Genomic DNA, 26513 nt, shown 5'->3' on the forward strand with positions numbered 1-26513 from the left:
TAGAGGATAGGCGTGACACTACAGCGTTTTGGATTTTTCTAGCCCAAGGGGCACGCAAGTCGTTGATTCGGCGAGCGTCGCCCGCCCGAGAACGGCCGGCTCGGGCGGGCGAAGTGCGGAACTTGGGCTGCCCATCCCTGATCGCCGGCGAAGGCGCAGGGGTCGCGCTCGCGCAAGCCTACGTACTGGCCGGCGAGCTGCATCGGAACCCGGGCGACAGCGCCGCCGCGCTTGATCGCTACCAGGCCCGCATGCAGTCGATGATCCGACGCAAGCAGAAGCTGGCCGAAAGCTTGGCCGCCTCGTTCGTGCCCAGAACAGAACTCGGCGTGCGCCTGCGCGACTACACCACCCTGCTGATGCGGCTGCCGGTGTTCCCGAAACTGCTGATGGGGCGCTACTTCCATCATTGGTTGACGCTGCCTGACTACGGGATGTAATCGGGCGGGCGTCGGCTACCTGATCTCCTGGCCGCCAGGCAGCTCCGGCAAACCCAGCTCGCGCAGGAAGACATTGTGCTTGCGCGTCGCCTCGCGGATGCGCGCCTCAATCGCCACCAGCTCCGCATGCGTCGCTTCCAGAGAGATCTCCTTCTCGGTCTGCGCCGTGCTGATGTAGCGCGAGATGTTGAGGTTGAAGCCCTCCTTCTCGATGCGCTCCATGTCGACGCGCTTGGCGTAGCGGTCTTCCTCGCGGCGGTGCTGGTAGGTCTCGACGATCTTGCTGATGTGCTCGGGGTTCAGCACGTTCTGCCGCTTGCCCTTGTCGAAGTGCTCGGCGGCGTTGATGAACAGCACGTCGTCGAACTTCTTGCACTTCTTCAGCACCAGGATGCACACCGGGATGCCAGTCGAATAGAACAGGTTGGCCGGCAGGCCGATCACCGTGTCGATGTGACCGTCGCGCAGCAGCTTGGTGCGGATGCGCTCTTCGGCGCCGCCGCGGAACAGCACGCCGTGCGGCAGGATGATCGCCATCACGCCCTGGTCTTTCAGGTAGTGAAAGCCGTGCAGCAGAAAGGCGAAGTCGGCGGCGGACTTCGGCGCAAGCCCGTAGTTCTTGAAGCGCACGTCATCGCCCATGTCCGACTTCGGCTCCCAGCGGTAGCTGAAAGGCGGGTTGGCGACCACCGCATCGAACTTCGGCATCTTGGCGGGGTTGGTCTCGCGCAGCACATCCCAGTCGTTCAGAAGGGTGTCGCCGTGGTAGATCTCGAACTCGGTGTCCTTCACCCCGTGCAGCAGCATGTTCATGCGCGCGAGGTTGTAGGTGGTGATGTTCTTTTCCTGGCCGACGATGCGGCCGATCGTTCCACCGCTGGGCTTGAGCGTCTTGCGCACGTTGAGCAGCAGCGAGCCCGAGCCGCAGGCGAAGTCGAACACGCTGCCGAGGTGTTTGACCGGGCCGGTGGAAGGGTCCTGGCTATCGAGCGAGACGATGCGCGAGAGGATGTTGGACACCTGCTGCGGCGTGTAGAACTCGCCCGCCTTCTTGCCGCTGCCCGCGGCGAACTGACCGATCAGGTACTCGTAGGCATCGCCCAGCACGTCGACATCGGTCGAAAACTCGGCCAAGCCCTTGGCGATCTCCTTGATGATGTCGCAGAGCTTTCCGTTCTTTTCTGTGTGCGTCCGGCCCAGCTTTTCCGAGCCGAGGTTGATCTCCGAAAACAGCCCGCTGAAGGCGCTCTGGAAGCTCTCGTTCTCGATGTACTTGAAGCCGTTGCGCAGGGTGTCGAGCAGGTCGATGTGCTGCTGATTGGCGAGCCGGGTGATGCTGGCCCACAGATGCTCGGGCTTGATGACGTAGTGCACCTTGCGGCGCATCTGTGCCTCGAAGTCTGCGATGTCGCTCGGGTTGCTGGCATACCACTGCGCCAGCGGTACTCGAGTGTCGCCGTCCTTCGGTGTCGGGTAGTCCGGGCCCAGCTCCCGCTTCGCCGCCGCCTCGTAGTTGTCCGAGAGGTAGCGCAGGAACAGGAAGGCCAGCATGTAGTCGCGGAAGTCGTCCGCGTTCATCGCCCCGCGCAGCTGGTCAGCGATCCGCCACAGAGTCTGGCCGAGCTGCTTTTGGTCTTTGTCGTTCATGCGGCCGAATCGCCTTGCTCAGCCGCTGCGCGCAGCGCAGCTGCGGAAATCTGGAGAATCTCCCCATTCTCGAACACCGCGATGCTCGTGTCGGTCTGGATGGCAATCGTCCGCGCAAGCTGAGCCGCACGCCGCATGGCAGCCATCGACGAGCGCAGATCAGGGTCTCTGGCTTCGCTGATGTCTCGTGTACTCACGGGTTCTCTCCCCACTCCAGCAGAACAGGGCTTCGGCCCTCGTTGTCGTATTTTGCCCAAGCGTTGACCGCAGGCTTGTAGGCGGCTTCGAAGTTGCGCAGGCCGGACGCGAATCGTCGCCGAATGACCTCCTCCGGAATGCGATGCCCACCCTGGCGCACCCGCAGCGCGACGCGCGTCACCGCAAGCTCGGGGTTAGGCAAGCCGAGGAAGAACAAGCTGACGTGGTAGCCAGCCGCCCGCCACGCCCGGATATGGGCAAGGTAGCCCAGGCCCGCCAGCGTGGTCTCGAAGGCAAAGCTCTCGCCCCTTCGCGCGCAGCCGGCAATCTCTTCGAGCATCAACCGTCCCGCCTTGATCGCAGCCGTCTCGGGCGCGAAGGGTGCCAAGCCGGCAGCGATCAGGTCGGCGTTGATGAAGCGCGGGCACTGTGCCTCTTGCGGTAGGAACGAGCGCGCGAAGGTCGTCTTGCCTGCTCCATTGGGCCCAGCAATGATCATGATCTTCTTGCTCATGCGCGCCTCGCTGCGGCTGCGAGCGCTGCGCCGGCTGAACCAACAGCCGAGGAATCCTCGGCAGTTGCTTGCCCCATCAGGCTGAGCGCAACTGTCAAGGATTGCTTGACAGTTGCTCTACCGGCGAGGCCCTTGGAAGTTGTCAAGGATTCCTTGACAACTGAATTCGCGTCCAGCACTCCGTCTTCGCTGGGGTTCTTAAAGGGCATGCAGGTATTCCGCTTGCTCGGATAACGCCGATCATTCATCTGCAGCTGGGTCAGCCAGACGGTCTGCGGGTCGGCGCGGCGCTGGATCTGGGTCCGGCTGTTTTTGGTGGCGCAAAGAATGAGTGCGCTCATGGACTCGGCGCTGCTGAAGGTGTTGCTGTTGGTGCCGCTCCAACAGGCTTGTCCGCAAGCTCCGGCAACGCAAACTGGAACTTGGCCAAGAAGTCATCGAGTAGGCGACGAAACAAGTCCTGATTGTCGTCTCCCATCGGAGTGGGGTCGTAGATCGAGTAGGCGCCGTGGCTGAGGAGATTCAGTGCGCGGTTGTACAGGGCGCGATCTTCCTCGTTATCCAAGGCCTTGATGCAGAACGAGACGTCGGCATGCCCGAAGAAGGCGGCGGTCTTCTCCATGATGCTGCGCAGCGCGTTGAAGTGGAACGTGTAGAGCTTCCCGGACCGAGGATGCGCAGCGCGCTTCAGCTCGGCCAAGGTGGCGACGTGGTGGAAGTACGGGGTGTCTTCTGTGCCGCGCAGGGTGTAGACGCCACTGCTGTCTGGGCGGTGCAGGAAATAGCGCTTGTTAGCGACCTTCGCCTCCCCTTCCTTGGCGCGGCCGATCTCGTTGCACATCACGTTGAAGAACAGTGCGTGGTGCGAGGAGAAGATGATCTTGATCGGGGCAGGCGTCCCGTTTCCGTCCACCCGACTCGCCGCACGACGCAGCAGCTTGGCCAGGTCGCAGGCCACCGAGATCGCGTTGTTGTCGTCAAGCGAAGAAATGGGGTCGTCGATGTAGAGGTACTTGAAGGATTGGTAAGAGACATGTCCATCGAGCATGCGCTCGCAGATCGCCATGAAGAGACACCAGATAAAGATGTTCTGCTCGCCCCTGGAGATCTTGATGTTGTCCGCTCCGTCCTTGCGGAACCTCACCTTCCACGCCTCGTAGTCGATATCGAAGTCGAACTCCGCGTAGCGGCTCAGGTAGCTCGCGATGGGCTGGTCGAGCGCGAGCTCCTTGAGGCCATTGAAGAGGCTCGAATCGGGGTTGATCTGGAGATGACGCAGGACATCGCCATCGAGATCGTTCTCCCAGGTGAAGAGATCTTCGGTGAAGGCGTTGAAGTACAGCGTGTCGGCCACGCCCTGCGGGTTCTTCTTGGTTTTGCGCTTGCCTTCGTCCTTGAACGCCATCGAAAGGCGTGTCTTGCCAGTACGGTTGTATGCGTACAGGAGCACCAGCTCAACATTGTTCAGATCATCGCGCAGCCGCGTCACCAGCGAGCGCAGGCTCTGGTACTTGCGGATGCCGCTCATGCGTCGACGCGTTCCGGGGCAGGGAAAAGTTGCTGCATCAGTCCACGCTTATGTGTCTCCAGCGCGCGGATTCGGTGGCTTTGGGCTGCGATCGAATCATCCAAAGACGAGATACAAGAGGCGATTCTCTCCTGCTCGGGGACTTCGGGGTAATTGACCGGGATTCTTTCGATCACCGATTTGCTCACAGCTGGCACGACGCCACCGGCGTGATCTTCGAGCGAAACCTGAGACCAGATATAGAAGAGAAAGAGGTCAGTCGCTTGTCCATCGATCGCTTTCACACCAGCCGTGTTGTTATCGATCACACATGGCCTCGTTGTAATCACACGCCTGTTCAAACGGAGTGCTTCACCGATCTTTGCGAAAATCGTTGCTCCAGTCGGAATGACCTTCGCCTTGAGCTTTTGGAGCGTTTCGTGAGTGATGTAGTTGGCTGCTGTGTCGACACGGCTGCTGCCAGCTGCAAGAGTTCGCGAAATGTCACTGACCTTGTAGAAGGGATAGTCGCCAGCCAGCTTTCCCTGCTCGCCCTCAGGGAAACCGTAGCCCTGATGTACTTCCGCAATATCTGAAGCTCTTCCGGTTCGCCACTCGGGTGCGTCTCGAAACTCCGGAAAACGGAGGCGCGGGAGGGTTTCGCCTTCACGAGGGAAGAGCTGCTGCATGAGCCCTTGCTTGTGGGTCTTGAGCGTGTTGAGCTTCTCGCTTTCGGCGTTGATCAGCTCGTCCAGTGTGCTCAGACACTCGGCGACCTTATGTTGCTCACGTTCGGTTGGGGGGACCGCTATCGGCACACGGTCCAGAACCTCGACGGATAGACCAGGCTGTGCTTGCCCGGTCGCATACTGATTGAGATTCGCGAGGCTGAGCGCGTAGTAGAGCCACACAACGTCGACTCCACTTCGCGCTGTCGTAACCACAGCGTGCTCGGTTGCGTGGAATTCCCCGACTTCAAGTCTCACGTTGCCGCACAGAGCCCCTTGGCGACCGATGAGAGGGTACATCCCGGAGTGTGTGAATGTGGCTGTGTATCCGCGAAGCCCATTTCCTCCGAAGCATGGATAGAGCTCATGGCTCTCTCGCTCGTGAATCTCTGATGCCTGGACGAACCTCCCGGCTTGCATCTGGCATGCAGCATTCAACGGGACGACGTTCCAAGCGTTATCGGCAAGGAACTGTGGGAACCGCAGACTGGGCGACAGCGTCGGCGTCGCACTGGTTGCCGCATTCTTCGTCGGCGTCATGACTCGTACGCACTCAATCCAGAGATCTCCCGCCCCGCCGCACGCTTCTTCAGCACCGGCAGCAGCGCCTCCATCAACGCAAGCTCTTTGACCCGTCGCTCGCGCCAGCCCAGGCCCAGCGGCTCCATCAGCTCGGTGAGCTGCTCGCCGTCGAATACCAGCCGCTGCAGAATCACGTCGACAAACGCCGCCAGCCGCTCGCGGGCCAGGCCGTGCGTGTCGGCGATGTCATCCTGCTCGGCGGTCTGCCGTTCGCGCTTGAAGCGCTGGTAGGCCTCGCGGATGGCGGTCTCGTCCAGGCCCTGCCCGGCCTGCAGCGAGCGCACGTAGGCGGTGATCAGCTCGCGCTCGTCGATGAACTTGGCGTCGGCTTCGATCAGGCCGATGAGCTGTTCGCGGCTCATGCTCTGCTTGCCCGGCGCCTTGGCTGAGAAGCTCGCCAGCAGACTCATGATGTAGTCGTAGTCGATCACGGCCGAGGCGAACAGCACGAACTCGAAGTCGAGCTGGTCGATGAGTTCTGAACTGCCGGCGGGGACGCCGGCGCTCCCAGATGCGCCCTCGCGCTGTTCCTTGAGGCGCTGGGCGGTAGAGAGGTAGACGCCGCGGTAGGCGTTCAACGCGTCGCGCGGCAGCAGCTGCTCGACCTCGGCGCGGGTGTCGGGAGCGAGGTCGGTGTACTGGTCGAGCTGGGTCTTCAGGCGCTGCACTTCGCGGAAGCGCTCGATGAAAACCGCGCGGGCTTCGTCGCCCTTGAGCTGGGGCACGCTTTCGGGCGCGGGCGGCAGATCCTGTGAGGCCAGGAACTCGCCCAGCTTGCCCAGCGCCTCTTTCAGCTTGTCGACCACCTTGGGCGCGGGGTCGACCAGCCAAATCTCGCGAGCGGTGTTCTCGCTCTGCACGCCAGAGAACAGGGTGATGGCCTCGTCGACCGATTTCTGCTGAGCGCGGAAGTCGAGGATCTGGCCGTGCGGCTTGGTGGCGTTGAGCACGCGGTTGGTGCGCGAGAAGGCCTGGATCAGGCCGTGGTGCTTGAGATTCTTATCGACATAGAGGGTGTTCAGGTACTTCGAGTCGAAGCCGGTGAGCAGCATGTCGACCACGATCACCACATCGACCTTCTCGGCGCCCTTGTTCGGCAGGTCGGCGTTCGGGTACTGCTGGTCCTTGATGCGCTTCTGCAGGTCCTGGTAGTACAGGTCGAACTCGGCAACGCTGTGGTTGCTGCCGTAGGCGGCGTTGTAGTCGGCGATGATGGCCTTGAGCGCTTCCTTCTTCTGCTCGGGCTCGTGCTGGTTGTCTTGTCGCTCCTGTTCGAGGTCTTCGGCGAGTTGGGCGATGTCGCGGCGCTCTTCATTCGTCTGCGCCAGCTGGGCCGGCGGCGAGAACACGCAGGCGATCTTCAGCGGCACAAAGCTGGCATCCGCCGCCTGCCGCTCGGCCTGGATCTGCTGGAACAGGCCGTAGTACTCGATGGCGTCAACGATCGAGGCGGTGGCGAACAGGGCGTTGAAGCGGCGCGCATGGGTGGCGGTGTCGTGCTTGTCGAGCAGGGCCTCGATCACCTTGCGCTTGCGCTGTGCCTCGCCCGCCGTCGACGAGGCATCGCCCTCGGGCTTGTAGTAGTCGACATGGAAGCGCAGAACATTCCGGTCTTCGATGGCGTGGGTAATGGTGTAGGCGTGCAGCTCGCGCTGGAACAGGTCCAGCGTGGTGCGCATCGAGGCCTGGTCGCCGGTGATCTGCGTCTTCGAGGCGTTGCTGTCGAAGATCGGCGTGCCGGTGAAGCCGAACAGCTGCGAGCGCGGAAAGAACTCCTTGATGGCTTGGTGGTTCTCGCCGAACTGCGAGCGGTGACATTCGTCGAAGATGAAGACGATGCGTTTGCCCGACAGCGGCGCCAGCCGCTCGCGGTAGTTGCGGCGGTTGCTGGCGTCCAGCGCGATGCCTAGCTTCTGGATGGTGGTGACGATGACCTTGTCGGCCTTGTCATCCGACAGCAGGCGCCGCACCAGGGTTTCGGTGTTGGTGTTCTCTTCCACGCAGCCGGGCTGGAAGCGGTTGAATTCCTCGCGGGTCTGCCGATCAAGGTCCTTGCGGTCGACCACGAACAGGCACTTGTCGATCTGCTCGTTCTCGCGCAGCAGGGTGGCCGCCTTGAACGAGGTGAGCGTTTTGCCGCTGCCGGTGGTGTGCCAGATGTAGCCGTTGCCGCAGTTCTGCTCGATGCAGTCGACGATCGCCTGCACCGCGTAGATCTGATACGGCCGCATCATCAGCAGCTTCTGCTCGCTTTGGATCAGCACCGTGTAGCGGCTGATCATGCGGCCGAGCTCGCACTTCTGCAGGAAGCGCTCGGCGAAGTCATCGAGATGCGTGACCGGCTTGTTGTCGCGGTCGGCGAATCGATAGACCGGCAGGAAGCGCTCTTCGGCGTTGAAGGCGAAGTGCCGGGGGTTGTTGTTGGCGAAGTAGACCGTCTCGGTGCGGTTGCTGACGATGAACAGCTGCACGAAGCACAGCAGGGTGCGGGTGTAGCCGTTGCCGGGGTCGTTCTTGTAGTCGACGATCTGCTCCATCGCCCGGCGCGGGTTGACGCTGAGCGTCTTCAACTCGATCTGCACCACCGGCACGCCGTTGATCAGCAGCAGCACATCGAAGCGGTGATGGCTGTAGTCGGTATTGATGCGCAGCTGGTGGACGACTTCGAAGTCGTTCTTGCACCAGTCCTTGAGGTTGACCAGGGTGTAGCTCAGCGGCGTGCCGTCGTCGCGGGTGAAGTCGTTCTTCTCGCGCAGCACGCGGGCGGCGGTGAATACGTCGGGGATGACCAGCTCGTCGAGCAGGCGCGCGAACTCGCCATCGGTGAGGCGCACGCGATTCAGCGCCTCGAACTTCTGCCGGAAGTTGGCCTCCAGCGTGGCACGGTCGTGGATATCGGGCCGGTCGGTGTACTTGAGATCGCGCAGCTTCTCGACCAGGGCCTTCTCGATGTCCTGCTCCTTGATGCCGCTGTGGGAGCGATCGAGGGAAGGTGTGTATGGAGTCACGGACGTCATCGGAGTGAGGAAATTTCGCTGATCGCGACTGAGGCTCGGGAGTATAGACGTGGGGTTCTGCCTTGGAGCTTCCGGGGTCGGGCCATTCGGACACGGCGCAGACTGCATGCATGGACTGATCGGACCACGCTGGATGCGTCGCCTGTGCGGCCGATCCAGCGTGTGGCACACATGTGCTACTTTTCCCCAGACCGCATCGCCTCGGGAGGCCCGCATGAGCACCACCACCATCCGCCTGCCCGATGAACTCAAAGCCCGCGTCGCCAAGGCCGCGGAGCGCGCCGGCACCAGTCCGCACAGCTTCATCCTCGACGCCATTGCCGAGAAGACCGAGCAAGCCGAGCGCCGCGCCGACTTCTATGCCGAGGCCGACCAGCGTTGGGCGGAGTTCCTTGAAACTGGCGAGAGCATTCCTTGGGAAGAGGCCCGCCGCTATTTCAAGGCTCGGGTGGCAGGCGAGGAGGTCGAACGACCACTGCCGCGCAAGCTGGAAGACTGAGGTGACGCGCATCCGCCTCGGCGGCGTGGTGATGGCAGATCTCGATCGCATCGCCGACTACCTGCGGCGTCACGAGAGCGAGCATGCGGACACCCGGGCAGACGACATCATCAGCGCGCTCGACGTGCTCGCCGGCAATCCCTTGATCGGCCGCCCGGTTCACCAGGACAAGCGTGAACTCGTGATGGGCCGCGGTTCTCACGGCTACGTGGCGCTGTATCGCTATGTGGCCGTCACCGACACCGTGGTCGTGCTGGCAATTCGTGCGCAACGCGAAGGGGGCTATGCGGACGATGCATGAGTCCGCGCAACTCAAGGCCCCTTTCCTGGCACTTCGCGAGCCCTGGTCACACGTGCGGGATGCCGACATCCCCTAGACCGACCGTGAGGCGATGCCACGGCCGCGGTCGCGAGCTCGCTCCTACAGGGGTCGCCGACTCGTATCGCAAGAAGGGCTTACGCCTGCCTCACGTCCCCCGCGGCTTCGCCCGATGCGTGGCCTGCGCGGTCCAGGGGTCATCCGGCCAGGGGTGCTTGGGGTAGCGGCCCTTCAGCTCTTTCTTGACCTCGGCATAGGTGCGCTCCCAGAAGCCGCGCAGGTCTTGGGTGACCTGGATAGGGCGGCCGCCTGGGCTGAGCAGGTGCAGGGTCAGGCGTACGCGGCCGTCGGCAACCGTGGGGGTGTCGGCCAAGCCGAACAGCTCCTGCAGCTTCACCGCAAGCACCGGCGCTTGTTCGGGCACGTACTCGATGGCGCGCTCCATGCCTGAGGGCACTTTGATGCGGGTGGGCGCCAGGCGCTCGACGGCCTGGCGCTGGCTGTGGTCGAGCCGTGAGCGCAGGGCCTCGCCGAGCAGTTCGGCGTCGATCTGCGAGAGTCGCGTCTTGCCGCCGATGTAGGGGCCGAGCCAGTCCTCCAGCGTTGCCAGCAGAGCGGTGTCGCTGACATCGGGCAGGCCGAGTTCGGGGCAGTGACTGCGCAATAGTGCGACGCGCTGCTGCCACTGGCGCTGGCCTTCGCTGAAATCCAGCACATCGAGCCCGAGCCTGCGGAGACCGGCCAGCAGGCCGCGCACGCAGAGTTCGGCGTCGGGTTTGCCGATCGGTTTGCGGCTGAGCACGATCTGCTCGAAGCGGCGCACGCGCGCAGCGGTGACGGCGCGCGCGGCTTCGTCCCAGCCGGCTTCGTCGGCTTCGATGAAACGTTCGGGGAACTCACGTTCCAGCGCGGCCTCATCAAAACCGGCGGCGCGCAGGATAAGGCCGTCGCCGCTGTCGGCGCGCAGCTCGCTGATCACCAGCCAGGGTTCGCCGACCAGGGGAGAGTCCGGCATCAGCTTGGCCATGCGGCCGTTGCTCAGCGCGTAGCGCAACCGATCATTCGGCAGCACATGGGCGATGCGGTCGGGGTAGGCGTGCAGCAGCAGTTCGCCCAGCCGATGCGGCGAGGCGCTGGCGACTTCGGCATTGGTATCGAGGCGTCTGCGCCAGCTGCGCGCCGCCTGGTCGATCGCCATCAGCGCGTTGCGGTCGAGGTCGGGGCCGGGGCCGGCGCGGCGCGCGCGGAAATCCAGCAGGCCGAGCCAGCGGCTTTGCCAGTCTTCGCGGCGGCGGTCGAGCCCGCGCAGCGGGTCGCGTGCTTCGATCAGGGCGACCAGGTCGCAGGCCAGCGCGCGCGACTGCGCATCCGGTGCGGCGCACAGCATCGCCGCGAGCCGCGGATGTGTTCCGAGCTTCAACATGCGGCGACCGAGCGCGCTCAGCGAGCCGCGCTCATCGAGTGCGCCGAGGCTCTTCAGCAGATCCTCGGCCTGCGCCAGCGGGCCCGGCGGCGGCGCATCGACGAAGGGCAGATCATCACTGCCCCAGGCGCGCAGTTCGAGAAGTAAGCCCGAGAGTTCGACCTGCATCAGCTCGGGCCGGCGCGCGGGCTCCAGGCGCTGGCTTTCCGGCCACAGGCGATAGCAGACGCCGGGCGCGACGCGACCGGCGCGGCCGGCGCGCTGATCGGCCGAGGCCTGAGAGATGTTCACCGTCATCAGCTTCGAGAAGCCGGAGTTCGGATCGAAGCGCGGCTCGCGCGCGAGGCCCGAGTCGATCACCGCCTTGACGCCCGGCAGGGTCACGCTGCTCTCGGCCACATTGGTGGCCAGCACGATTCTGCGGCGGCCGTCGCTAGAAGGTTTCAGCACGGCGGCCTGCTGCTCCACCGGCAGCTCACCGTACAGCGGCAGAACATCGGCGTTCACGGCCTGCGCCGCATCAAACAGCAGGCGCTCACTGCGCTGGATCTCGCGCATGCCGGGCAGGAACACCAGCAGGTCGCCGTCGGTTTCGCGCAGGGCCGTTTCCGCCGCGCGCTTGAGCTGGGCTTCGTCAGTCTCGTTGCCCTGCCGCGGCGGGTAGGCGATGCGCACCGGAAAGCTGCGGCCGGCACTGGTCAGGCGCGGCGCGTCGAGCTTCTGCGCCAAGCGCTCGCCATCAAGCGTGGCCGACATCACCAGGATGCGCAGGTCGGGCCGCAGCTGGGCCTGCACTTCCAGCGCCAGCGCGAGGCCGAGGTCGGCGCTCAGATGGCGCTCGTGGAACTCGTCAAAGATCAGCGCGCCGATGCTCTCCAGGCCCGGATCGTCCTGGATCAGGCGGGTGAGGATGCCTTCGGTGACGACTTCAATCCGCGTGCGCGGGCCGACCTTCGACTCGAAGCGGATGCGGTAGCCGACGGTGTCGCCGGGCTGCTCGCCGCGCTCGCTGGCCATGAAGTTCGCGGCGGCGCGCGCAGCGATGCGGCGCGGTTCGAGCATCAGGATGTTGCGGCCCTGCAGCCACGCTGCGGCCAGCAATGCCGGCGGCACGCGGGTGGTCTTGCCGGCACCGGGCGGGGCTTCCAGCACCAGGCGCGGGTGGGCGGTGAGGCTGGCCAGAATTTCCGGCAGCAGTGGGTCAATCGGAAAAGCGTCAGCCACGGAACTCTCGTCTGCCCGAATCGCGCACATCGCGCACATGAAAACGCCGCCGCAGATGCACTGCGGCGGCGTAGTGTCCATGATTTGCGCGGTGAGGAAGCCTCAGCGCTTCGACATCACCCGCTGGCGCGCGGTGTCGAGCTGCTGGATGAACTCGACGGTGGCCGGATCCTGCGCCAGCGCCTTGCGTTCGGCCAGCGGCTTCAGCGGTGCAGCCTCGCGTACACGCGGGCTGTGGTCGGTTGCCACGGCGGTGGCGCGCTTGCTCGGGCCGACGCCTTCCTCAACGAAGGTGCGGCTGGCGGTACGCGCGCCACGCAGCGGGTACAGCACGTAGTTCAACGGGTTGGCCGAGCACGGGAAGATGGTGAAGCCACCATCGTTGTTGCCCGTCAGGCCCGCGGTGAAATGTTCGGCCTGCACCGGAGCTTCGTAGTACATGCACAGCAGCTGGCCGGCGCTGTTCTGGCTGTTGTCATCGACAATGATCGACTGCCGGCGACGCGTGCTGCTGTAGAAGCCCGATGCACTGTTGAAGTCCAGCGCGTCAGCGGTGCACTCGGCATCCAGCGAGGTCTCGGTACGGCAGCCATCGAAGTACCAGGTGTTGCCATCGCGTGAGAAGTCATCGAACACCAGCACATCGCCGCTGTAGCGGAAAGCGTTGAAGTTGGGGTACTCGCTGAAGTCGAGGTTCAAGTGCCACTCGCCGAGCATCTTGGTGACTTCGACCGGCGCTGAACCATCTTCACCACGCTTGAAGTAGTAGTAGAAGCGCTCGACCGGGATGCTGCGGATCGGCTGCGGCGGCACGTTCCAGGTCAGAGTGCCGCGGGTCGGATTGTTGGCGTCGAACACGATGCGCACGCTGCCGACATCCTGCGCGGCCGGCGCGCCAGCGTAGCTGCAGCCGGCGCACTGTGCGCCCTGGAAGCGGAACAGGCGACCGTTGTAAAGCGCGTTGCCGGTCATCAGGCCTGCCGAGGTGTACCAGACAGGGGCACCGTTGGGTTCGCCCAGGTAGCCGGTGAAAGCGAGCAGGTTGTCCTGCAGCTCCAGAGTGAAACCCGAACCGCTGGAGCCCGGGCTCCACCACAGGCCGGCTTCGGGCTGGTAAGCGTGGGCAGTGCCGAAACCGGCAAGCAGCAGCAGCGGAGCAAACAAGCGGCGCATGGGCGTCTCCAAGAGGCAGTTGGGATGGCGTGGCAGGCACGCGGTGCAGGGCGACCGTAGGCCCGCAGCGCTTAATGCGGACTTAGCGGGGCAGACCCTGTGTGAGGGTACGCAGCGCTGCGTTCATTCGCGTCGCGCGCTGCAAGCCGAGTTGGGCGGCAGTTCATCGGTGATCACATCGCGGCATGGGCGCTGAACACCGGCGTCGCGCCGCCGTGTGGCTCAGCCGCGTCGCGCGGTGCGGTGGCTGCGCGACAGCCACTGCAGCAGCGGCCGCCAGGGTTCGGCCTGGGCGCGCACGGCCTCGTTGTCGTAATCGAACAGGCCTTTACCCAGCGCGGCCAGCAGCACATAACTCTGCGAGTCACGCAACTCGGCGCGCAGCGGGTACGGCCATTGCGCGAGCTGTGCCAGCGCACGCTGGCTGGCTTGGGTGTTCGCGCGAACGCGGTTGGCGACCAGGCCAACGCTGAGGCTGCGGTCGGCGAGGCGCTTGTGCGTGGACAGCGCATCCAGAAAGCCGGCGGTGGCTTCAAGATCGAACGCCGAGGGCAGCACCGGCACCAGCAGCGCATCGACGCGCTCGATCACCGCTTTCAACGTTGCCGGCTGCGAACCCGCCGGCGCATCGAACAGCAGCCACTCTGCATCCTCCGGCACCCGTCGCTGCCAGCGGCCATCCTCACCCTGCAAACCCAGCACAGGCGCGGCGGTGCTCAGTGCACGGCGCTCGCACCAGCGCATGGACGAGCCCTGCGGATCGAGATCGACCAGCACCGCACGCCGCCCCGACACCGCCGCCCACGCGGCCAGCTGGGTCGCAATCGTCGACTTGCCGCAGCCGCCTTTGCTGCTCGCCACCAGTACCGAATGCATGCGCCGTCTCCCGGAACGCTACTGCAATCACTGTAGCAGCGCCTTCACAGGCTGGCAGTGCGCAGCCACCCTTGCTGATCGCCAGCCCACTGACTCGGCGCGCCGGGGCTTGAGCCGATTTCTAAAGCGATTGGGCTTGCCGGCCGCGCGCGGCCGTTGATGCCCCGCGCCCTCCTGCCGATGACCGACTGCCGATGAACATTCCAAGCAATACTCCAGACCCGCAGCCGCTGGCGCAGATCCGCACCACCAGTGTCGACCTCGGCGGCCTGATGTCGGTGCTGAGCAAGCACCTGTACTCCACACCGATGGTGGCGCTGCGCGAGCTGGTGCAGAACGCGCACGATTCGATCCTGCGCCGCCGGCTGGAGCAGCCCGATTGGCGCGAGCGCGGCCGGATCGAGGTGCTGGCGGATGCGCAGAACAACCTGCTGCGCATCATCGATACCGGCGCCGGCCTGACCGAGCATGAGATTCATGCCTATCTCGCCACCGTCGGCGTCGGCTACACCCGGCGTCTGCGCGAATCCGGCCACGAGGACAGTGGCCTGATCGGCATGTTCGGCCTGGGTTTTCTGTCGGCCTTCGTGCTGGCCAAACGGGTCAGCGTGAGAACGACCTCGTACCAGCAGCCCGAGCTGGGCCATGTCTACCTGTCGACCACCGCCGAGCAGTATTCGGTGAGCCCGATCGCGGCGCGTGCGGTCGGCACCGAGATCGTTCTGGAGCTGCAGGACGAGTACCGTAGCCTGACCAGCGCGACGCGACTGGATGAGATCCTTCGCCACTACTGCGCTCTGCTGCCCGAGCCCATTCATCTGTGCGGCAGCGCGGAGGCCATCAACCCGGAACCACCGCCGTGGCGGCGCGAGACCGATACGCCCCTGCACCCGGTGCAGGCGCAGCGCCGCAATCTTGAGTTCGCCGGACGCTTCGAGCGGAGCTTCGAGCCGATCTGCACGATGGACGTGCGCCCCGGCGACGGTAGCGCCAGCAGCGATGCGCGCGGCCTGCTTTGGGTGCAGGACGGTGCGACCTACGGCACCAGCGACAACCGCAATCTGGCCGTGTTCGTGCGCGGCATGCTGCTGGATGACGATGCCCGCGAGCTGCTGCCCTCTTGGGCCGGCTTCATCGGCGGCGTGATCGAATCGAACAGGCTGACACCCACCGCCAGCCGCGAGGATCTGCAGCGCGACGCGCACTACAGCGCGGTGCGGCATGCGCTGTCGGAAGCCTTGATCGACGGCCTGGCGCAGGTGGTGCGCACCCAGCCTGAGGCCTGGCGGCGGATTCTGCTGCGCCACAACGAAGCCCTTCTCGGCGCCAGCCTCTGCGATGAGCGCCTGTTCCTGCTGATGATGGAGCACCTGCGCGTGCCGACCTCGCAGGGCCAGCGGCGCGTGCCGGATCTGATCTCGCGCGGCGCCCTGCATGTGATTCTGGAAAGCCAGCAAGGCTTCGAGGCGATGCTGTTCCGCACGCTCGGCATACCGGTCGCGCACGGGCATCGCTACGCGGTGGTGCCGTTCCTGCGGCGCTGGGTGCAGCTGCGCGGGCTGCGCCTGGTCGAGCTCGGCACCGAGCAGGGCAATCGCCAGCTGTTCCGCGAGGCCGAACTGCCCGAGCACGAACTGAGCTGGCTGCGCGAACACCTTTGCCAGGGCGAACGCCTGCAGCCCGCGCACTTCGAGCCGGCGGTGCTGCCGCTGGTGGTGGTGCCGGATCGCGACAGCGAACTCAAGCGCAGGCTGGAAGCCGATGCCAACGACAAGAAGATCTCGCTGGCAGCGTTGCGGCTGGCACGGCAGTTCACTGCGCAGATCGACGCCAGCCACGACAGCCGCCTGTACCTGAATCTGTCGAATCCGGCGGTCGATGCGCTGCTGACGTCGCTGCGCGCAGGCAGCGCGCAGGCGGCGACAGGTGCTCGATTGCTGCGCACCTTCAAGACCATTCTCGCCAGCCAGGACACGCTGGCCGCGGATGCGCTCGGCGGCGCGCTTGAAGACCTGGCTGAGTCGGTGCAGGCCTTGTTGCGCTGCTGAGCCCGGCCGAGTGCTTACGCGGACGGTGCCGGCCGCGGGCGAGTTCGCTCGGCCCTCCGGCCGCAGACTTGCGCAGTTCCCCCCGCCCTTCCCCGCGCGCCCATCGGCGTGCTTTATCCCGAGAAAGCACCATGAATATCTGGCATTGGATCGAACAATTGCAGGCCTCGCTGCGCGAAGCCGGGCAAGCCCACAGTGCGGACCTGATCGACCGCTTCAGCACTGAGATCTGCGACCAGGAAGTCGAGCGCGCCGAGGCGCTGATGCCGGAGCTGAGGGCCCTGTGCAAGACGCTGGAGAACCCGTGGCTGGAGGTGTTCGTGCGCCACTGGGACCTGCGCAACCGGCTGGGCAACAAGTCCGAGGGCGAGACCGCGCTGGCCGAGACCGTCTCGCTGTTCGAGTTCGCCCACCGCGATGACACCATCGAATGCCCGCAGTCGATCTGTGTCACCCAGGACATGGCCAGTTGCTATGCCAATGTCGACGGCCCCGGCTGGGCCGAGGAGCGCATCGCCGTCTGCGACGAGACGCTGGCGCGGATCGAACCCAGCCGCAACTGCTTCCAGTGCCTGTCGTACCAGAAGGCACTGGCGTTGCGTGACAGCGGGCGCGCCGCCGAGGCGCTCACCTGGCTGCAGGCACAGCGCGCCGTGCTGGAGGCCGCAGGCGCCGAAGCCAACGGCGGCACCCTGGAGGTCGAGAACCTGCTGCTGCTTGAAGTGGGCCGCGTCGACGAAGCTCTGGCCAGGATCGAAGCCGAGGAAGCCACGGTCGAGGGCGTGGAATGGCGCAACATCGCGCAGCCACGCGCGATGCTGAAAGCGCGCGCGCTGGCGGCCTTGGGCCGCTTCGATGAGGCCTGGGACGTGTTGCCGCCGCTGCGCGAGATCAACGACGGCGATCTGCTGCCCTGGATGGAGGCCGCCAGTCCGGTATTGATGGCCCTGCCGGAGCACAACGACTGGGGCCGCGGCTCGCGCCTGCATCAGGGCGTATTGCACCACTCCAGGCTGGGCGCGCATCGCAAGACGATCACCCTCGCCGTCTACGCCGCAGGGCTGGCGCTGGCCCGCGGCAGCCGTTTCAGCGCGCAGCGTCTGCTGCAGATCGCGCAGACGCACGTGCCGCGCCTGCGCAGCGATGCCGGCGCCGCGGCGACCTTGTCGGCCTTGGCGGCCGAGATCGAATCGGCTGCGCACACCCCGGCACCGGCGCCGGCCGACGCACTGCTGCAGTGGCTGGAACAGCAGGGCGAACTGGAGCAGGAGCGCAATCCCGAGGTCGAGGCGGAATGGCTGCTGCAGGCGCTGGAGCAGCGCCCCGACGATTCAGCACTGCGTCTGCAGGCGGCGAATGCGCTGCAGGCCTGCGGCGCGATCGATGACGCAATCGCTCTGCTGTGGACCTATGTCGAGCGCCACTACACGCAAGAGGAGAACCTGGCCTACACCCTGATGACCTACCTGCTGCAGCAGGGTGCGCATGACGAGGTAGAACGTCTAGCGCGGCTATACGCCAGCTCCGCACCGCAGACCACGCACTGGTGCCGCGCCAGCAGCGCCGCCCAGCGCGGCGACTGGGTCGAAGCGGAACTGCACAGCCGGCGCATGCTGGAGGTCGCGCCCGAGTACCACGGCGGCCGTCGCTTGCTGGTGCGCAGCCTGCTGCGCCAGGAGCGCTTCAGCGAAGCCAGCGCGCAGCTGGGCGAATTGCGCCTGGCCCTGCGCGACGAGCGCGGCCTCGCTTGGGACTACATGAGTGCAGCCACGGCGGCCGGCGAATGGGAGGGCGTGCATCGCGTCGCCCGCGAGCTCGGCATGCAGATCGAAACCGAGTCCGGCCCAATCGACGAGGACTGGGGCTGGGTCATCATCCGCTGCATCGAGGACGACAAGACGCTCGACTACTACGCGCGCCGCACTGGCCCGGTCAGCGCGCGCATCGTCGAGAACGCCTGGGGCCCGCGGACTCAGCATGTGATGGACGAAGTGGTCTACGACGCCGAGCTGGTGTTCCCGGTGCCTGAGGACGAAGAAGAGCGCTCACGCTTCGTCCCGACCTTCCCGCGCATGCACACGCTGCGCAGCGGGGGCTTCGGCCCGGGCTGGCTGGTCGATGGCGTGCATCCCGGTGAAGCGGCCTTCGACCAGCTGCGCGATACGCTGCAGGCGCGTGGCTGGAAGGTGTGGATCCACAGCGCGGATGACTACGAAGTGCAGGACAGCGCTGAAAACGGCCGTTCGCACCCGGGCATCTACTTCAGCGTGTCGGCACCCGCGCAGCTGCCATTGGCCGAGATCTGCTCGGCAATGGAACAGGCCACCGGCGGCTTCGAACACCGTATGTGCTGGCTGCGTCTGGCCGAGCAGGCGGGACTGGATGCCGACAAGCACCGTGCCTTGATTGAGCGCTACGGGCTCTGACCGCCTGCGCGTCGACCCACTTGCTGTGGCGGGCCCACACTGTTTCGCGGGCGCGCCACAGCATCAACATCAGGCTGCCTGAGTCTGCACCGGCGCCGGCTGCTGCCAACGCGCCAGCAGTTCTTCGCGCAGAACCTTGGCCTTGGCGAGATGGGTTTCCTTGACGTGCCCGTAGCCGCGGATCTGCTCGGGCACGCGGGCGATCTCGACGGCCAGGTCAAGTTTGGCCGCGTCGAGTTCGTTCAGCAGCCGCTCGATCGTCTGCCGGTACTCCTCGATCAAGGCGCGCTCGCTGCGACGCTCTTCGGTGTAGCCGAAGATGTCGAGCTTACCGCCGCGCAGTCCCTTGAAGTGCTTGAGCAGGCCGAAGGCCTTGAGCATCCACGGGCCGTACTCGGCCTTCTTCAGATGGCCATTCTCGTCGCGCTTGGAAAACAGCGGCGGCGCCAGGTTGAAGTGCAGCTTGTAGTCGCCCTCGAACTGAGTCGCCACGCGCTTCAAGAAATCGCCCGAGGTGTACAGGCGTGCGACCTCGTACTCGTCCTTGTAGGCCATCAGCTTGAAGTAGTAACGGGCCACCGCCTCGGTCAGCGTGGTCGAGCCCGGCGCGCGCTTGTTCTCCTGCGTACGCACCGAGTCGACCAGCTGACGGTACTTCGCGGCGTAGGCGGCGTCCTGATAGTCGGTGAGGAAGGCCACGCGGCGTTCGATCATCTGCTCCAGATTGGCCGACAGGCGCAGGTCCTCCAGCGGCGCAGGCGTCAGCGCAGTCACCTCGGCACTGGGCTTAGCCAAGCCGGCTGCCTCGGCCACGGAAGTCGGATCGACCGCTGCCAGGCGGCCCCAGTTGAAGGCCTGGGTGTTCATTTCGACGGCCGCGCCATTGAGCTGCACCGCGCGCAGGATCGAGTCCAGCGACAGCGGCACCAGGCCCTGCTGCCAGGCGTAGCCGAGCATGAACAGGTTGGTGGCGATCGCATCGCCGAGCAGGGCCGTCGCCAACTGGGTCGCATCGACCAGCATCGGCTCCTCACCGCCGAGCGCGACCTGCACCGCCTGCACGATCGCCTGCGCGGGGAACTGCATGTCCGGCTTCATGGTGAACGGACCGGGCATGGCCTGATAGGTGTTCAGCACCACCGCACTGCGGCCGGCGCGCACCTTTGAGAGCGCCCAGTAGTCGTTGACCACCACCATGTCGCAGCCGATCACCAGATCGGCTTCGCCGGCAGCGATGCGCACCGCGTGGATGTCGGACGGTTCACGCGCAATACGGATGTGGGTGGTGACCGCGCCGCCCTTTTGCGCGAGGCCTGTCTGGTCGAGCACGCTCGCGCCCTTGTGCTCCAGATGCCCGGCCATGCCGAGCAGAGCGCCGATCGTGACCACGCCGGTGCCGCCGACGCCGGTGATCAGGATGTTCCAGGGCTGACTCAAGTCGGACTTGAAGCTCGGCTGCGGCAGACTGCCGATGCGCTCTTCCACGCTGATCCGCTTGCTCTTTTTCAGCTGGCCGCCCTTGACCGTGACGAAGCTCGGGCAGAAGCCCTTCACGCAGCTGAAGTCCTTGTTGCAGTTGGACTGGTCGATGTCGCGCTTGCGGCCGTACTCGGTCTCCTTCGGCAGCACCGACACGCAGAAGCTCTGCACGCCGCAGTCGCCGCAGCCCTCACACACCAGCGAGTTGATGACCGTGCGCTGCTGCGGATCGACCATCTTGCCGCGCTTGCGGCGGCGCCGCTTTTCGGTGGCGCAGACCTGGTCGTAGATCAGCACGCTGGTGCCCTTGATCAGGCGCATGCGCTTCTGTACGGCTTCGAGATCATCGCGATGCTCGAACTCGACCCCGGCCGGGAAGATCTCGGGCTTCGACCACTTTTCGATATCGTCGGACACCACCACGATCGACTGCACGCCCTCGGCGCGCATCTGGTGCGCGATGTCCGGCACGGTGAGGGTGCCGTCGACCGGCTGGCCGCCGGTCATCGCCACCGCATCGTTGTAGAGGATCTTGTAGGTGATGTTCACCTTCGCAGCAATCGCCTGACGGATCGCCAGGCTGCCGGAGTGGAAATAGGTGCCGTCGCCGAGGTTCTGGAACACGTGTTCGGTGTGGGTGAACAGCGCCTGCCCGCACCAGCTCGCGCCCTCACCGCCCATCTGGGTGAAGGTGTCGGTCTTGCGGTCCATCCAGGTGACCATGTAGTGGCAGCCGATGCCGCCCAGCGCACGCGAGCCTTCGGGCACCTTGGTCGAGGTGTTGTGCGGGCAGCCCGAGCAGTAGTGCGGCACGCGCGGGAAGCTCGCGCGGGGTGCGGCCAGCTCGGCTTCCTTGGCTTCCATCCAGCGCAGACGCTGCTCGATGGCTTCGGTATTGAAGAAGCGCTGCAGGCGCTTGCCGATAACCTGCGCGATCGTCGCCGGGGTCAGCTCGCCGGTACTGGGCAGGCACCACTGGCCCTGCTCGTCGTACTTGCCGACCACGCTCGGACGGTGCTGCCAGTTGAACATGTACTCCTTCATCTGCGACTCGACGAAGGCGCGCTTCTCTTCCACCACCAGCACGTCTTCAAGCCCCTCGCAGAAGCTGCGGATGCCCTCAGGCTCAAGCGGCCAGGTCATGCCGACCTTGTACACGCGGATACCGATGTCCTCGCAGGTGCGGCGATCGAGACCGAGGTACTCCAGCGCCTGCAGCACGTCGAGGTAGCTCTTGCCGGTGGTGACGATACCGAGCCGCGCCTTGGGCGAATCGATGATCACCTTGTCGATGTGGTTGGCGCGCGCGAACGCTTGGGCTGCCGCAACCGCATAGCGGTGCAGGCGCATTTCCTGATCGAGCGGCGGATCCGGCCAGCGGATGTTCAAGCCGCCGGTGGGCATCACGAAATCGGCCGGGGTGATGATGTCGAGCTGGTGCGGATTGACGTTGACCGAGGCCGAGCTCTCGACCGTTTCGGCGATCGTCTTGAAGCCGACCCAGCGGCCGGTGAAGCGCGACATCGCCCAGCCGAGCAGGCCCATATCGAGAATGTCCTGCACGCCGGCCGGGTTCAGCACCGGCATCATCGCCGAAACAAACTCAAGCTCTGAACCATGCGGCAGCGTCGACGAACGGCAGGCGTGATCGTCGGCGGCCAGCGCCAGCACGCCACCGAACTTCGAGGTGCCGGCGGCATTGCCGTGCTTGAACACGTCGCCGCAACGGTCCACGCCAGGGCCCTTGCCGTACCACATCGAAAACACGCCGTCGTACTTGGCGCCCTCGAACAGGTTGGTCTGCTGGCTGCCCCAGACCATGGTCGCGCCGAGGTCTTCGTTCAAGCCGGGCGTGAAGTGGATCGATGAGGCAGCGAGGTGCTTTTTGGCTTTCCACAGTTCGAGATCGAAGCCACCCAGCGGGCTGCCGCGGTAGCCGGAGATGAAGCCGGCGGTGTTGAGCTGCTGAGCGCGATCGCGCATCTGCTGCATCAGCGGCAGACGCACCAGCGCCTGCACGCCGGACAGATAGATGCGGCCGGATTCGCGGGTGTATTTGTGCTCGAGCCCGTAGTCGAGATCGACCGGCGGGCTGTCGAGCAGAACGGCGGGAATCGCATTGGCGTTGGCAATGGCAGACATCAGCTGTGACCGGGGCTGGGAAGACCACAAATTCTAACAGTCGACCTTGGTCCAGCCCCGTATGCTCGAAGCCGCTTGCCAACTGCATGGAGTTCTGGCACCCGCCAGCGCCCCTCCATTCGATTCGGATCCCGATATGCCCTGCGCACTGCCCACCCCTTTCGCCCCGGCCTCAACCACACGCGCCGTATGCAGGCTGGTCTGGCTGCTCGGTATGCTCATGGTGCTGCCGCTGGCGGCCCAGGATCTCCCGCCGCTGGATGCTCGCTACGACCAAGCCGACCCGGCAGCACGTTGGGTCCAGCGCGTCGATATCGACAACGCGACTGAGCGCGCAGCCCTGGATACCTCCCTGCGGCGTGAGGGACGCAACCCCGTGCTGAGACTGCAGAGCGCCTGGATGCATGCCGACCGCGGCATGCGCCAGCGCATCGAGCGCGACGCGGAAGCTGCCCTGCGGCTCAGCGAAGAGGGCAGCCTGACCCGGCGGATGGTGCACTACAACTACGGCTGGATCCGCTTTCACCTGGGGGAGTTCGAGCTGGCGAAGGCACAGTGGTTGCAGGCCTATGCGCTGCACGGCGGCCAGCCGGACTGGGTGCCTTCCCACTTCGCCCTGCTGCTGTGGTCGCAGGGCGACCGCGAGACTGCGCTGACCTACTACGCCAAGGCTGCCGAGTCGCAGCCCACGCAGTGGGGACGCGAGGCAGATCTGGATGCGGCTACCGCCGACTTCGGCCCGAACGAGCGTTTGGCGATGCAGTCCATGCACGAAGCCTGGCTGCGCGACGCGCCTTGAGTTCAAGCGGCGATTCCGCGCCGGCTGGATTGAAAGCAGCGGCACGCGGGCTATCGGTTGACGGGCCGGCGTCCGCACAGCAGGCTTGAAGCAGACTGCGACACCCGCGGTACTGCATGCAGCACAGGGGACAGCGATGGATTTCGCGGCGATGTCGGTTCTTGTAGTCGAAGACCACGGCTTTCAGCGTCGCATGGCCCTGCGCCTGCTGGCCGACATCGGCTGTGGCGAATGTCTGGATGCCGCTACCGGTGAAGACGCCATGCGGCTGCTGATGGCGCGCCCGAGCCCGGTGCATGTATTGATCGTCGACCTTGACATGCCCGGCATGGACGGCGTGCAGTTCATCAGCGCGATCGCCCAGGCCGGCCGCGCTGGCGCTCTGATCATCGCCAGCGCGCTGGAACCGGCCCTGCAGCACACGGTCGAGAACATGGCACGGACCTACGGGGTGCGTGTGCTGGGCAGCGTGCAGAAACCGCTGACCACCACCAAGCTGCGCGACATCCTGTCGACCCTGGCCGCCGAGGCCGATCCGATCAGCGCGGCCGAGCAGGGCAGCATCACCGCCGAGGCGCTGCGGCAGGGCCTCGACAACGACGAGTTCGTGGCCTACTTCCAACCCCAGGTGACGGTCAACAACGGCCGCGTGGTGACGGTCGAAGCGCTGGCGCGCTGGCGCCGCGCCGACGGCGAAATGGTCTGGCCCTCGCAGTTCATCCCTGCACTCGAACAGGCCGGACTGATCGAGCGCTTGACCCTGACCATGCTTGACCAGGCCTGCGCCTGGCGCGCGCGCTGGGCCAGCGAAGGGCTGCCGCTGCGGGTTGCGGTCAATGTCTCGATGCTTGGCCTGACCGCGGCGGATGCGGCCGATCACTTCCAGGCGGTGGCCGATCGCCACGGCGTGGCACCCAACCAGATCGTTCTTGAATTGACCGAAAGCGCGGTGATGCAGGAAGCCGCAACCGCGCTTGGCGCATTGGCGCGGCTGCGACTCAAGGGTTTCGGGCTGTCGATCGATGATTTCGGCACCGGCTATTCATCGCTTTCGCAGCTGTCGCAGATCCCGTTCACCGAACTCAAGATCGACCAGACCTTCGTCACCGGCGCGCAGCGCAATCCGCGCCGGCGCGCGGTGGTCGAGGCCAGCCTGGAGCTGGCGCGGAAGCTGGGCCTGAGCACGGTCGGTGAAGGCGTCGAAAGCGCCGCGGAATGGCAAATGCTGGCCGAGCTGGATTGCACCTATGCGCAAGGCTATCTGATCGGTCGGCCGGTACCGGGCGAAGAGCTGCCCGCTGTGGTCAACGCCTGGCGGCGGCCCGAAGCCTGAGATGGCCAACCCCTCGCCGAGCGGCTTCAGGTGACTCCGCGGCCGCGCTGGCCACGCTTGGGCATTCGTACCCAGCTGTTCGGCCTGATGCTGCTGCTGGTGCTCACCGGTGGCGGTGTGCTGCTGCTCGACGAATTCAGCCAGGCGCAGAGCCAGCGCGCACTGCGCGGCCTGGTCGAAGGCCCGCTGGCCAGCCTGCGCCGGATCAAAGCGATGTCGGATGCCTACAGCCACGACCTGCTGGCCACGGCGTACAAGGCACGCGACGGTCAGATCGGTCTGGCGCAGGCGCAGCGGCTGGGCGAGGATGCGCTCAGCCGTATCGACGCGCACTGGCAGGCGCTGACGACGCAAGCGCGTGGCCCTGAGCAGCAGAGCCTGATGGTGCAGATCGCCCAAGCGCGGGTCGATGCCGATCGCGCCAGCCGCGAGCTGCTGACCGCCCTGCGCACCAGCAATCGCGACGCGATCCAGCAGCTCTGCGAGGGCGTGCTCGCGCCGGCGATCGACCCTGTAATCCTGCGTCTGCGCTTTCTCGGTGATCTGGAGATCATCGGCGCCGAAAGCGTGCTGCACGAGCAGCAGGCCCGCGGCGAGCGCACCAGCGTGCTGCGGGTCGGCCTGAGTCTGTTCACGCTGGCGGTGGTGCTGCTGGTTGGGGTGCGCCTGGCGCACAACCTGGCGCGCGGCATCGAAGGCCTCGATCTGATGGCGCGGCGCCTGCTTAAGCGGGATTTCCGAGAGCAACCAGTGCACCGGCCGAGCGGTGAACTCGGTGAAGTGGTGGATGCCTTCAACGCGATGCGCGCCGAGCTGCTGCGCTACGGCGGCGAGCTGCGTGCCTCCGAGCTGCGCGCCAATGCCGCCAATCGCGCCAAGAGCGCCTTCCTCGCCACCATGAGCCACGAGCTGCGTACGCCGATGATCGGCGTCACCGGCATGGTGGAAGTGATGGCGCATACGCGGCTCGATGAGGATCAGCGTCGCGCCCTTGCGATGATCCGCCACTCGGCCGACAACCTGCTGCAGATCATCGGCGACATCCTCGATTTCTCGAAGATCGAAGCCGGCAAGCTCGAGCTCGCGCCGGCCGCACTCGACCTGCGTCGATTGGTGGAAACCGCGGTGCTGAACTTCGTCGCCGCCGCCTCCAGCAAGGGCTTGAGCCTGGACTGCCGGATCGATCCGCGGCTGGCGCCGGCCTACCGCGCCGATGCACTGCGGCTGCGGCAGATTCTCGGCAACTTCCTGTCGAATGCGATCAAGTTCACCGAACACGGCGGCGTCCATGTCAGCGTGGAGCTGCTGCAGCAGGGCGAGCGCTGCGACCGGCTGGCTCTGGCGGTCAGCGACACCGGCATCGGCATCGCGCAGGCACTGCAGGGCCAGCTGTTCGACCCGTTTACCCAAGCCGAGAGCAGCACCACACGGCGCTTCGGCGGCAGCGGTCTGGGGCTGGCCATCTGCGCGCGTCTGGCCGAGCTGATGGGCGCCGCGATCAGCCTCAACAGCCGCGAGGGCGAAGGCACCACGCTGCGCTTGGAGCTCGAACTTCATCACGCCAGCCCGGCCGAATTGGCCGCCGAGGCCGAAGCAGTCCCGGCGCAGCCGCTGCAGCACCGGCTGCTGCCGACGCCGGAAGCCGCCGAAGCCGAGCGCAGCCTGGTGCTGCTGGTCGACGATCACCCGACCAATCGTCTGGTGGTGACCCGCCAGCTGGCCCTGGCCGGATTCCGCTGCGAAGCCTGCAACGATGGTGCTCAAGGTCTTGCCGCCTGGCGCAGCGGGCGCTTCGCGCTGGTGCTGACCGATCTGCACATGCCGGTGATGGACGGCTATCAGCTGGGCGCCGAAATCCGTGCCGAAGAAGCCCGTATCGGCGCACAGCGCACCCCGATCATCGCGCTGACCGCCGCGGTGATGAAGGGCGAGGCGGAGCGCTGCATCGAGGCCGGCATGGACGACTATCTGACCAAACCGGCCAGCATCGCGACCCTGGTCCAGCGTCTGCATCGTATGCGTCCGCCCAAGCCACCTACCGCTTCCCCACTCGCCGTGCTGAGCCTCAGTTGCAGATCGGCGCCCAGCCCTCGATCGGCAGCAAGCTGTCGATGTCGCGGTTGCGCGTGGTCGGCAGTC

The 26513-nt window shown here is 65.5% G+C and carries 19 protein-coding genes; 8 read left to right on the plus strand and 11 right to left on the minus strand.

Features of this window, described 5'->3' with window-relative positions:
* Positions 1–122: 122 nt before the first annotated feature.
* Positions 123–440 (plus strand): hypothetical protein, encoded by a 318-nt coding sequence (locus ACIQ7H_RS17815; protein ID WP_395794006.1) that lies wholly within the window; start codon positions 123–125, stop codon positions 438–440.
* A gap of 15 nt (positions 441–455) precedes the next feature.
* Here ACIQ7H_RS17815 and ACIQ7H_RS17820 read toward each other — a convergent pair whose 3' ends face one another.
* The 7 genes from ACIQ7H_RS17820 to ACIQ7H_RS17850 are packed head-to-tail and all read right to left on the minus strand — an operon-like array spanning position 456 to position 8624.
* A complete protein-coding gene (locus ACIQ7H_RS17820; protein ID WP_395794008.1) occupies positions 456–2087 on the minus strand; it encodes a type I restriction-modification system subunit M in 1632 nt (543 codons plus the stop codon).
* Entirely contained in the window at positions 2084–2284 is a 201-nt protein-coding gene (locus ACIQ7H_RS17825) for a hypothetical protein (RefSeq protein WP_395794010.1), read from the minus strand. The genes ACIQ7H_RS17820 and ACIQ7H_RS17825 overlap by 4 nt, the downstream gene beginning before the upstream one ends.
* Complete coding sequence (locus ACIQ7H_RS17830) at positions 2281–2799, minus strand: zeta toxin family protein (RefSeq protein ID WP_395794012.1); 519 nt, start codon at positions 2797–2799, stop codon at positions 2281–2283. The genes ACIQ7H_RS17825 and ACIQ7H_RS17830 overlap by 4 nt, the downstream gene beginning before the upstream one ends.
* Positions 2796–3140 carry a hypothetical protein gene (locus ACIQ7H_RS17835; RefSeq protein ID WP_395794014.1) on the minus strand — a complete coding sequence of 115 codons (345 nt, stop codon included), beginning with the start codon at positions 3138–3140 and terminating at the stop codon, positions 2796–2798. Before ACIQ7H_RS17835 ends, ACIQ7H_RS17830 begins: the two co-directional genes overlap by 4 nt.
* Positions 3137–4327 (minus strand): AAA family ATPase, encoded by a 1191-nt coding sequence (locus ACIQ7H_RS17840; protein ID WP_395794016.1) that lies wholly within the window; start codon positions 4325–4327, stop codon positions 3137–3139. Before ACIQ7H_RS17840 ends, ACIQ7H_RS17835 begins: the two co-directional genes overlap by 4 nt.
* Positions 4324–5574, minus strand: coding sequence for a restriction endonuclease subunit S (locus ACIQ7H_RS17845; RefSeq protein WP_395794018.1), 1251 nt, complete (start codon positions 5572–5574; stop codon positions 4324–4326). The genes ACIQ7H_RS17840 and ACIQ7H_RS17845 overlap by 4 nt, the downstream gene beginning before the upstream one ends.
* Complete coding sequence (locus ACIQ7H_RS17850; protein ID WP_395794020.1) at positions 5571–8624, minus strand: type I restriction endonuclease subunit R; 3054 nt, start codon at positions 8622–8624, stop codon at positions 5571–5573. Before ACIQ7H_RS17850 ends, ACIQ7H_RS17845 begins: the two co-directional genes overlap by 4 nt.
* A gap of 223 nt (positions 8625–8847) precedes the next feature.
* Between ACIQ7H_RS17850 and ACIQ7H_RS17855 the strand changes: the two genes are divergently transcribed.
* Together ACIQ7H_RS17855 and ACIQ7H_RS17860 are read left to right on the plus strand one after the other, a co-directional pair.
* The gene (locus ACIQ7H_RS17855) at positions 8848–9132 is read left to right on the plus strand and encodes a CopG family ribbon-helix-helix protein (RefSeq protein ID WP_395794022.1); all 285 of its coding nucleotides are present in this window, start codon (positions 8848–8850) and stop codon (positions 9130–9132) included.
* A gap of 1 nt (position 9133) precedes the next feature.
* Entirely contained in the window at positions 9134–9433 is a 300-nt protein-coding gene (locus tag ACIQ7H_RS17860) for a type II toxin-antitoxin system RelE/ParE family toxin (RefSeq protein ID WP_395794025.1), read from the plus strand.
* A gap of 166 nt (positions 9434–9599) precedes the next feature.
* Here ACIQ7H_RS17860 and hrpB read toward each other — a convergent pair whose 3' ends face one another.
* The 3 genes from hrpB to ACIQ7H_RS17875 form a co-directional block, all read right to left on the minus strand.
* Positions 9600–12128 carry an ATP-dependent helicase HrpB gene (gene hrpB / locus ACIQ7H_RS17865; protein ID WP_395794043.1) on the minus strand — a complete coding sequence of 843 codons (2529 nt, stop codon included), beginning with the start codon at positions 12126–12128 and terminating at the stop codon, positions 9600–9602.
* 72 nt (positions 12129–12200) lie between these two features.
* Complete coding sequence (locus tag ACIQ7H_RS17870; protein WP_395794027.1) at positions 12201–13271, minus strand: hypothetical protein; 1071 nt, start codon at positions 13269–13271, stop codon at positions 12201–12203.
* Between the two features lie 222 nt (positions 13272–13493).
* Complete coding sequence (locus tag ACIQ7H_RS17875) at positions 13494–14147, minus strand: AAA family ATPase (protein ID WP_395794029.1); 654 nt, start codon at positions 14145–14147, stop codon at positions 13494–13496.
* A 194-nt stretch (positions 14148–14341) separates the two neighbouring features.
* Between ACIQ7H_RS17875 and ACIQ7H_RS17880 the strand changes: the two genes are divergently transcribed.
* A complete protein-coding gene (locus ACIQ7H_RS17880) occupies positions 14342–16195 on the plus strand; it encodes an ATP-binding protein (protein ID WP_395794031.1) in 1854 nt (617 codons plus the stop codon).
* Between the two features lie 131 nt (positions 16196–16326).
* The gene (locus tag ACIQ7H_RS17885) at positions 16327–18621 is read left to right on the plus strand and encodes a tetratricopeptide repeat protein (protein WP_395794033.1); all 2295 of its coding nucleotides are present in this window, start codon (positions 16327–16329) and stop codon (positions 18619–18621) included.
* A 69-nt stretch (positions 18622–18690) separates the two neighbouring features.
* Here the strand turns inward: ACIQ7H_RS17885 and ACIQ7H_RS17890 are convergent, their stop codons facing one another.
* Positions 18691–22242 (minus strand): indolepyruvate ferredoxin oxidoreductase family protein, encoded by a 3552-nt coding sequence (locus ACIQ7H_RS17890; RefSeq protein WP_395794035.1) that lies wholly within the window; start codon positions 22240–22242, stop codon positions 18691–18693.
* Between the two features lie 136 nt (positions 22243–22378).
* Here ACIQ7H_RS17890 and ACIQ7H_RS17895 point away from each other — a divergent pair, with 136 nt between their 5' ends.
* The 3 genes from ACIQ7H_RS17895 to ACIQ7H_RS17905 form a co-directional block, all read left to right on the plus strand.
* Positions 22379–23041: a type IV pilus biogenesis/stability protein PilW gene (locus tag ACIQ7H_RS17895; RefSeq protein WP_395794037.1), complete on the plus strand. Its 663-nt coding sequence runs from the start codon at positions 22379–22381 to the stop codon at positions 23039–23041.
* Positions 23042–23192: 151 nt separating this feature from the next.
* Positions 23193–24374, plus strand: coding sequence for an EAL domain-containing protein (locus ACIQ7H_RS17900; RefSeq protein ID WP_395794039.1), 1182 nt, complete (start codon positions 23193–23195; stop codon positions 24372–24374).
* Positions 24375–24431: 57 nt separating this feature from the next.
* A partial coding sequence (locus ACIQ7H_RS17905) for an ATP-binding protein (RefSeq protein ID WP_395794041.1) occupies positions 24432–26513 on the plus strand: 2082 nt, incomplete at its 3' end.

Origin of the sequence: Aquimonas sp. (assembly GCF_044377145.1) — a bacterium.
Taxonomy (GTDB): Bacteria; Pseudomonadota; Gammaproteobacteria; order Xanthomonadales; family Xanthomonadaceae; genus Aquimonas.

Coding starts and splice junctions, on each gene's coding strand:
- ACIQ7H_RS17820 (WP_395794008.1), bottom strand. CDS start 2,087: ATGAACGACAAAGACCAAAAGCAGCTCGGCCAGACTCTGTGGCGGATC.
- ACIQ7H_RS17830 (WP_395794012.1), bottom strand. CDS start 2,799: ATGAGCAAGAAGATCATGATCATTGCTGGGCCCAATGGAGCAGGCAAG.
- ACIQ7H_RS17835 (WP_395794014.1), bottom strand. CDS start 3,140: ATGAGCGCACTCATTCTTTGCGCCACCAAAAACAGCCGGACCCAGATC.
- ACIQ7H_RS17840 (WP_395794016.1), bottom strand. CDS start 4,327: ATGAGCGGCATCCGCAAGTACCAGAGCCTGCGCTCGCTGGTGACGCGG.
- ACIQ7H_RS17845 (WP_395794018.1), bottom strand. CDS start 5,574: ATGACGCCGACGAAGAATGCGGCAACCAGTGCGACGCCGACGCTGTCG.
- ACIQ7H_RS17855 (WP_395794022.1), top strand. CDS start 8,848: ATGAGCACCACCACCATCCGCCTGCCCGATGAACTCAAAGCCCGCGTC.
- hrpB (WP_395794043.1), bottom strand. CDS start 12,128: ATGTGCGCGATTCGGGCAGACGAGAGTTCCGTGGCTGACGCTTTTCCG.
- ACIQ7H_RS17870 (WP_395794027.1), bottom strand. CDS start 13,271: ATGCGCCGCTTGTTTGCTCCGCTGCTGCTGCTTGCCGGTTTCGGCACT.
- ACIQ7H_RS17875 (WP_395794029.1), bottom strand. CDS start 14,147: ATGCATTCGGTACTGGTGGCGAGCAGCAAAGGCGGCTGCGGCAAGTCG.
- ACIQ7H_RS17880 (WP_395794031.1), top strand. CDS start 14,342: ATGAACATTCCAAGCAATACTCCAGACCCGCAGCCGCTGGCGCAGATC.
- ACIQ7H_RS17885 (WP_395794033.1), top strand. CDS start 16,327: ATGAATATCTGGCATTGGATCGAACAATTGCAGGCCTCGCTGCGCGAA.
- ACIQ7H_RS17890 (WP_395794035.1), bottom strand. CDS start 22,242: ATGTCTGCCATTGCCAACGCCAATGCGATTCCCGCCGTTCTGCTCGAC.
- ACIQ7H_RS17895 (WP_395794037.1), top strand. CDS start 22,379: ATGCCCTGCGCACTGCCCACCCCTTTCGCCCCGGCCTCAACCACACGC.
- ACIQ7H_RS17900 (WP_395794039.1), top strand. CDS start 23,193: ATGTCGGTTCTTGTAGTCGAAGACCACGGCTTTCAGCGTCGCATGGCC.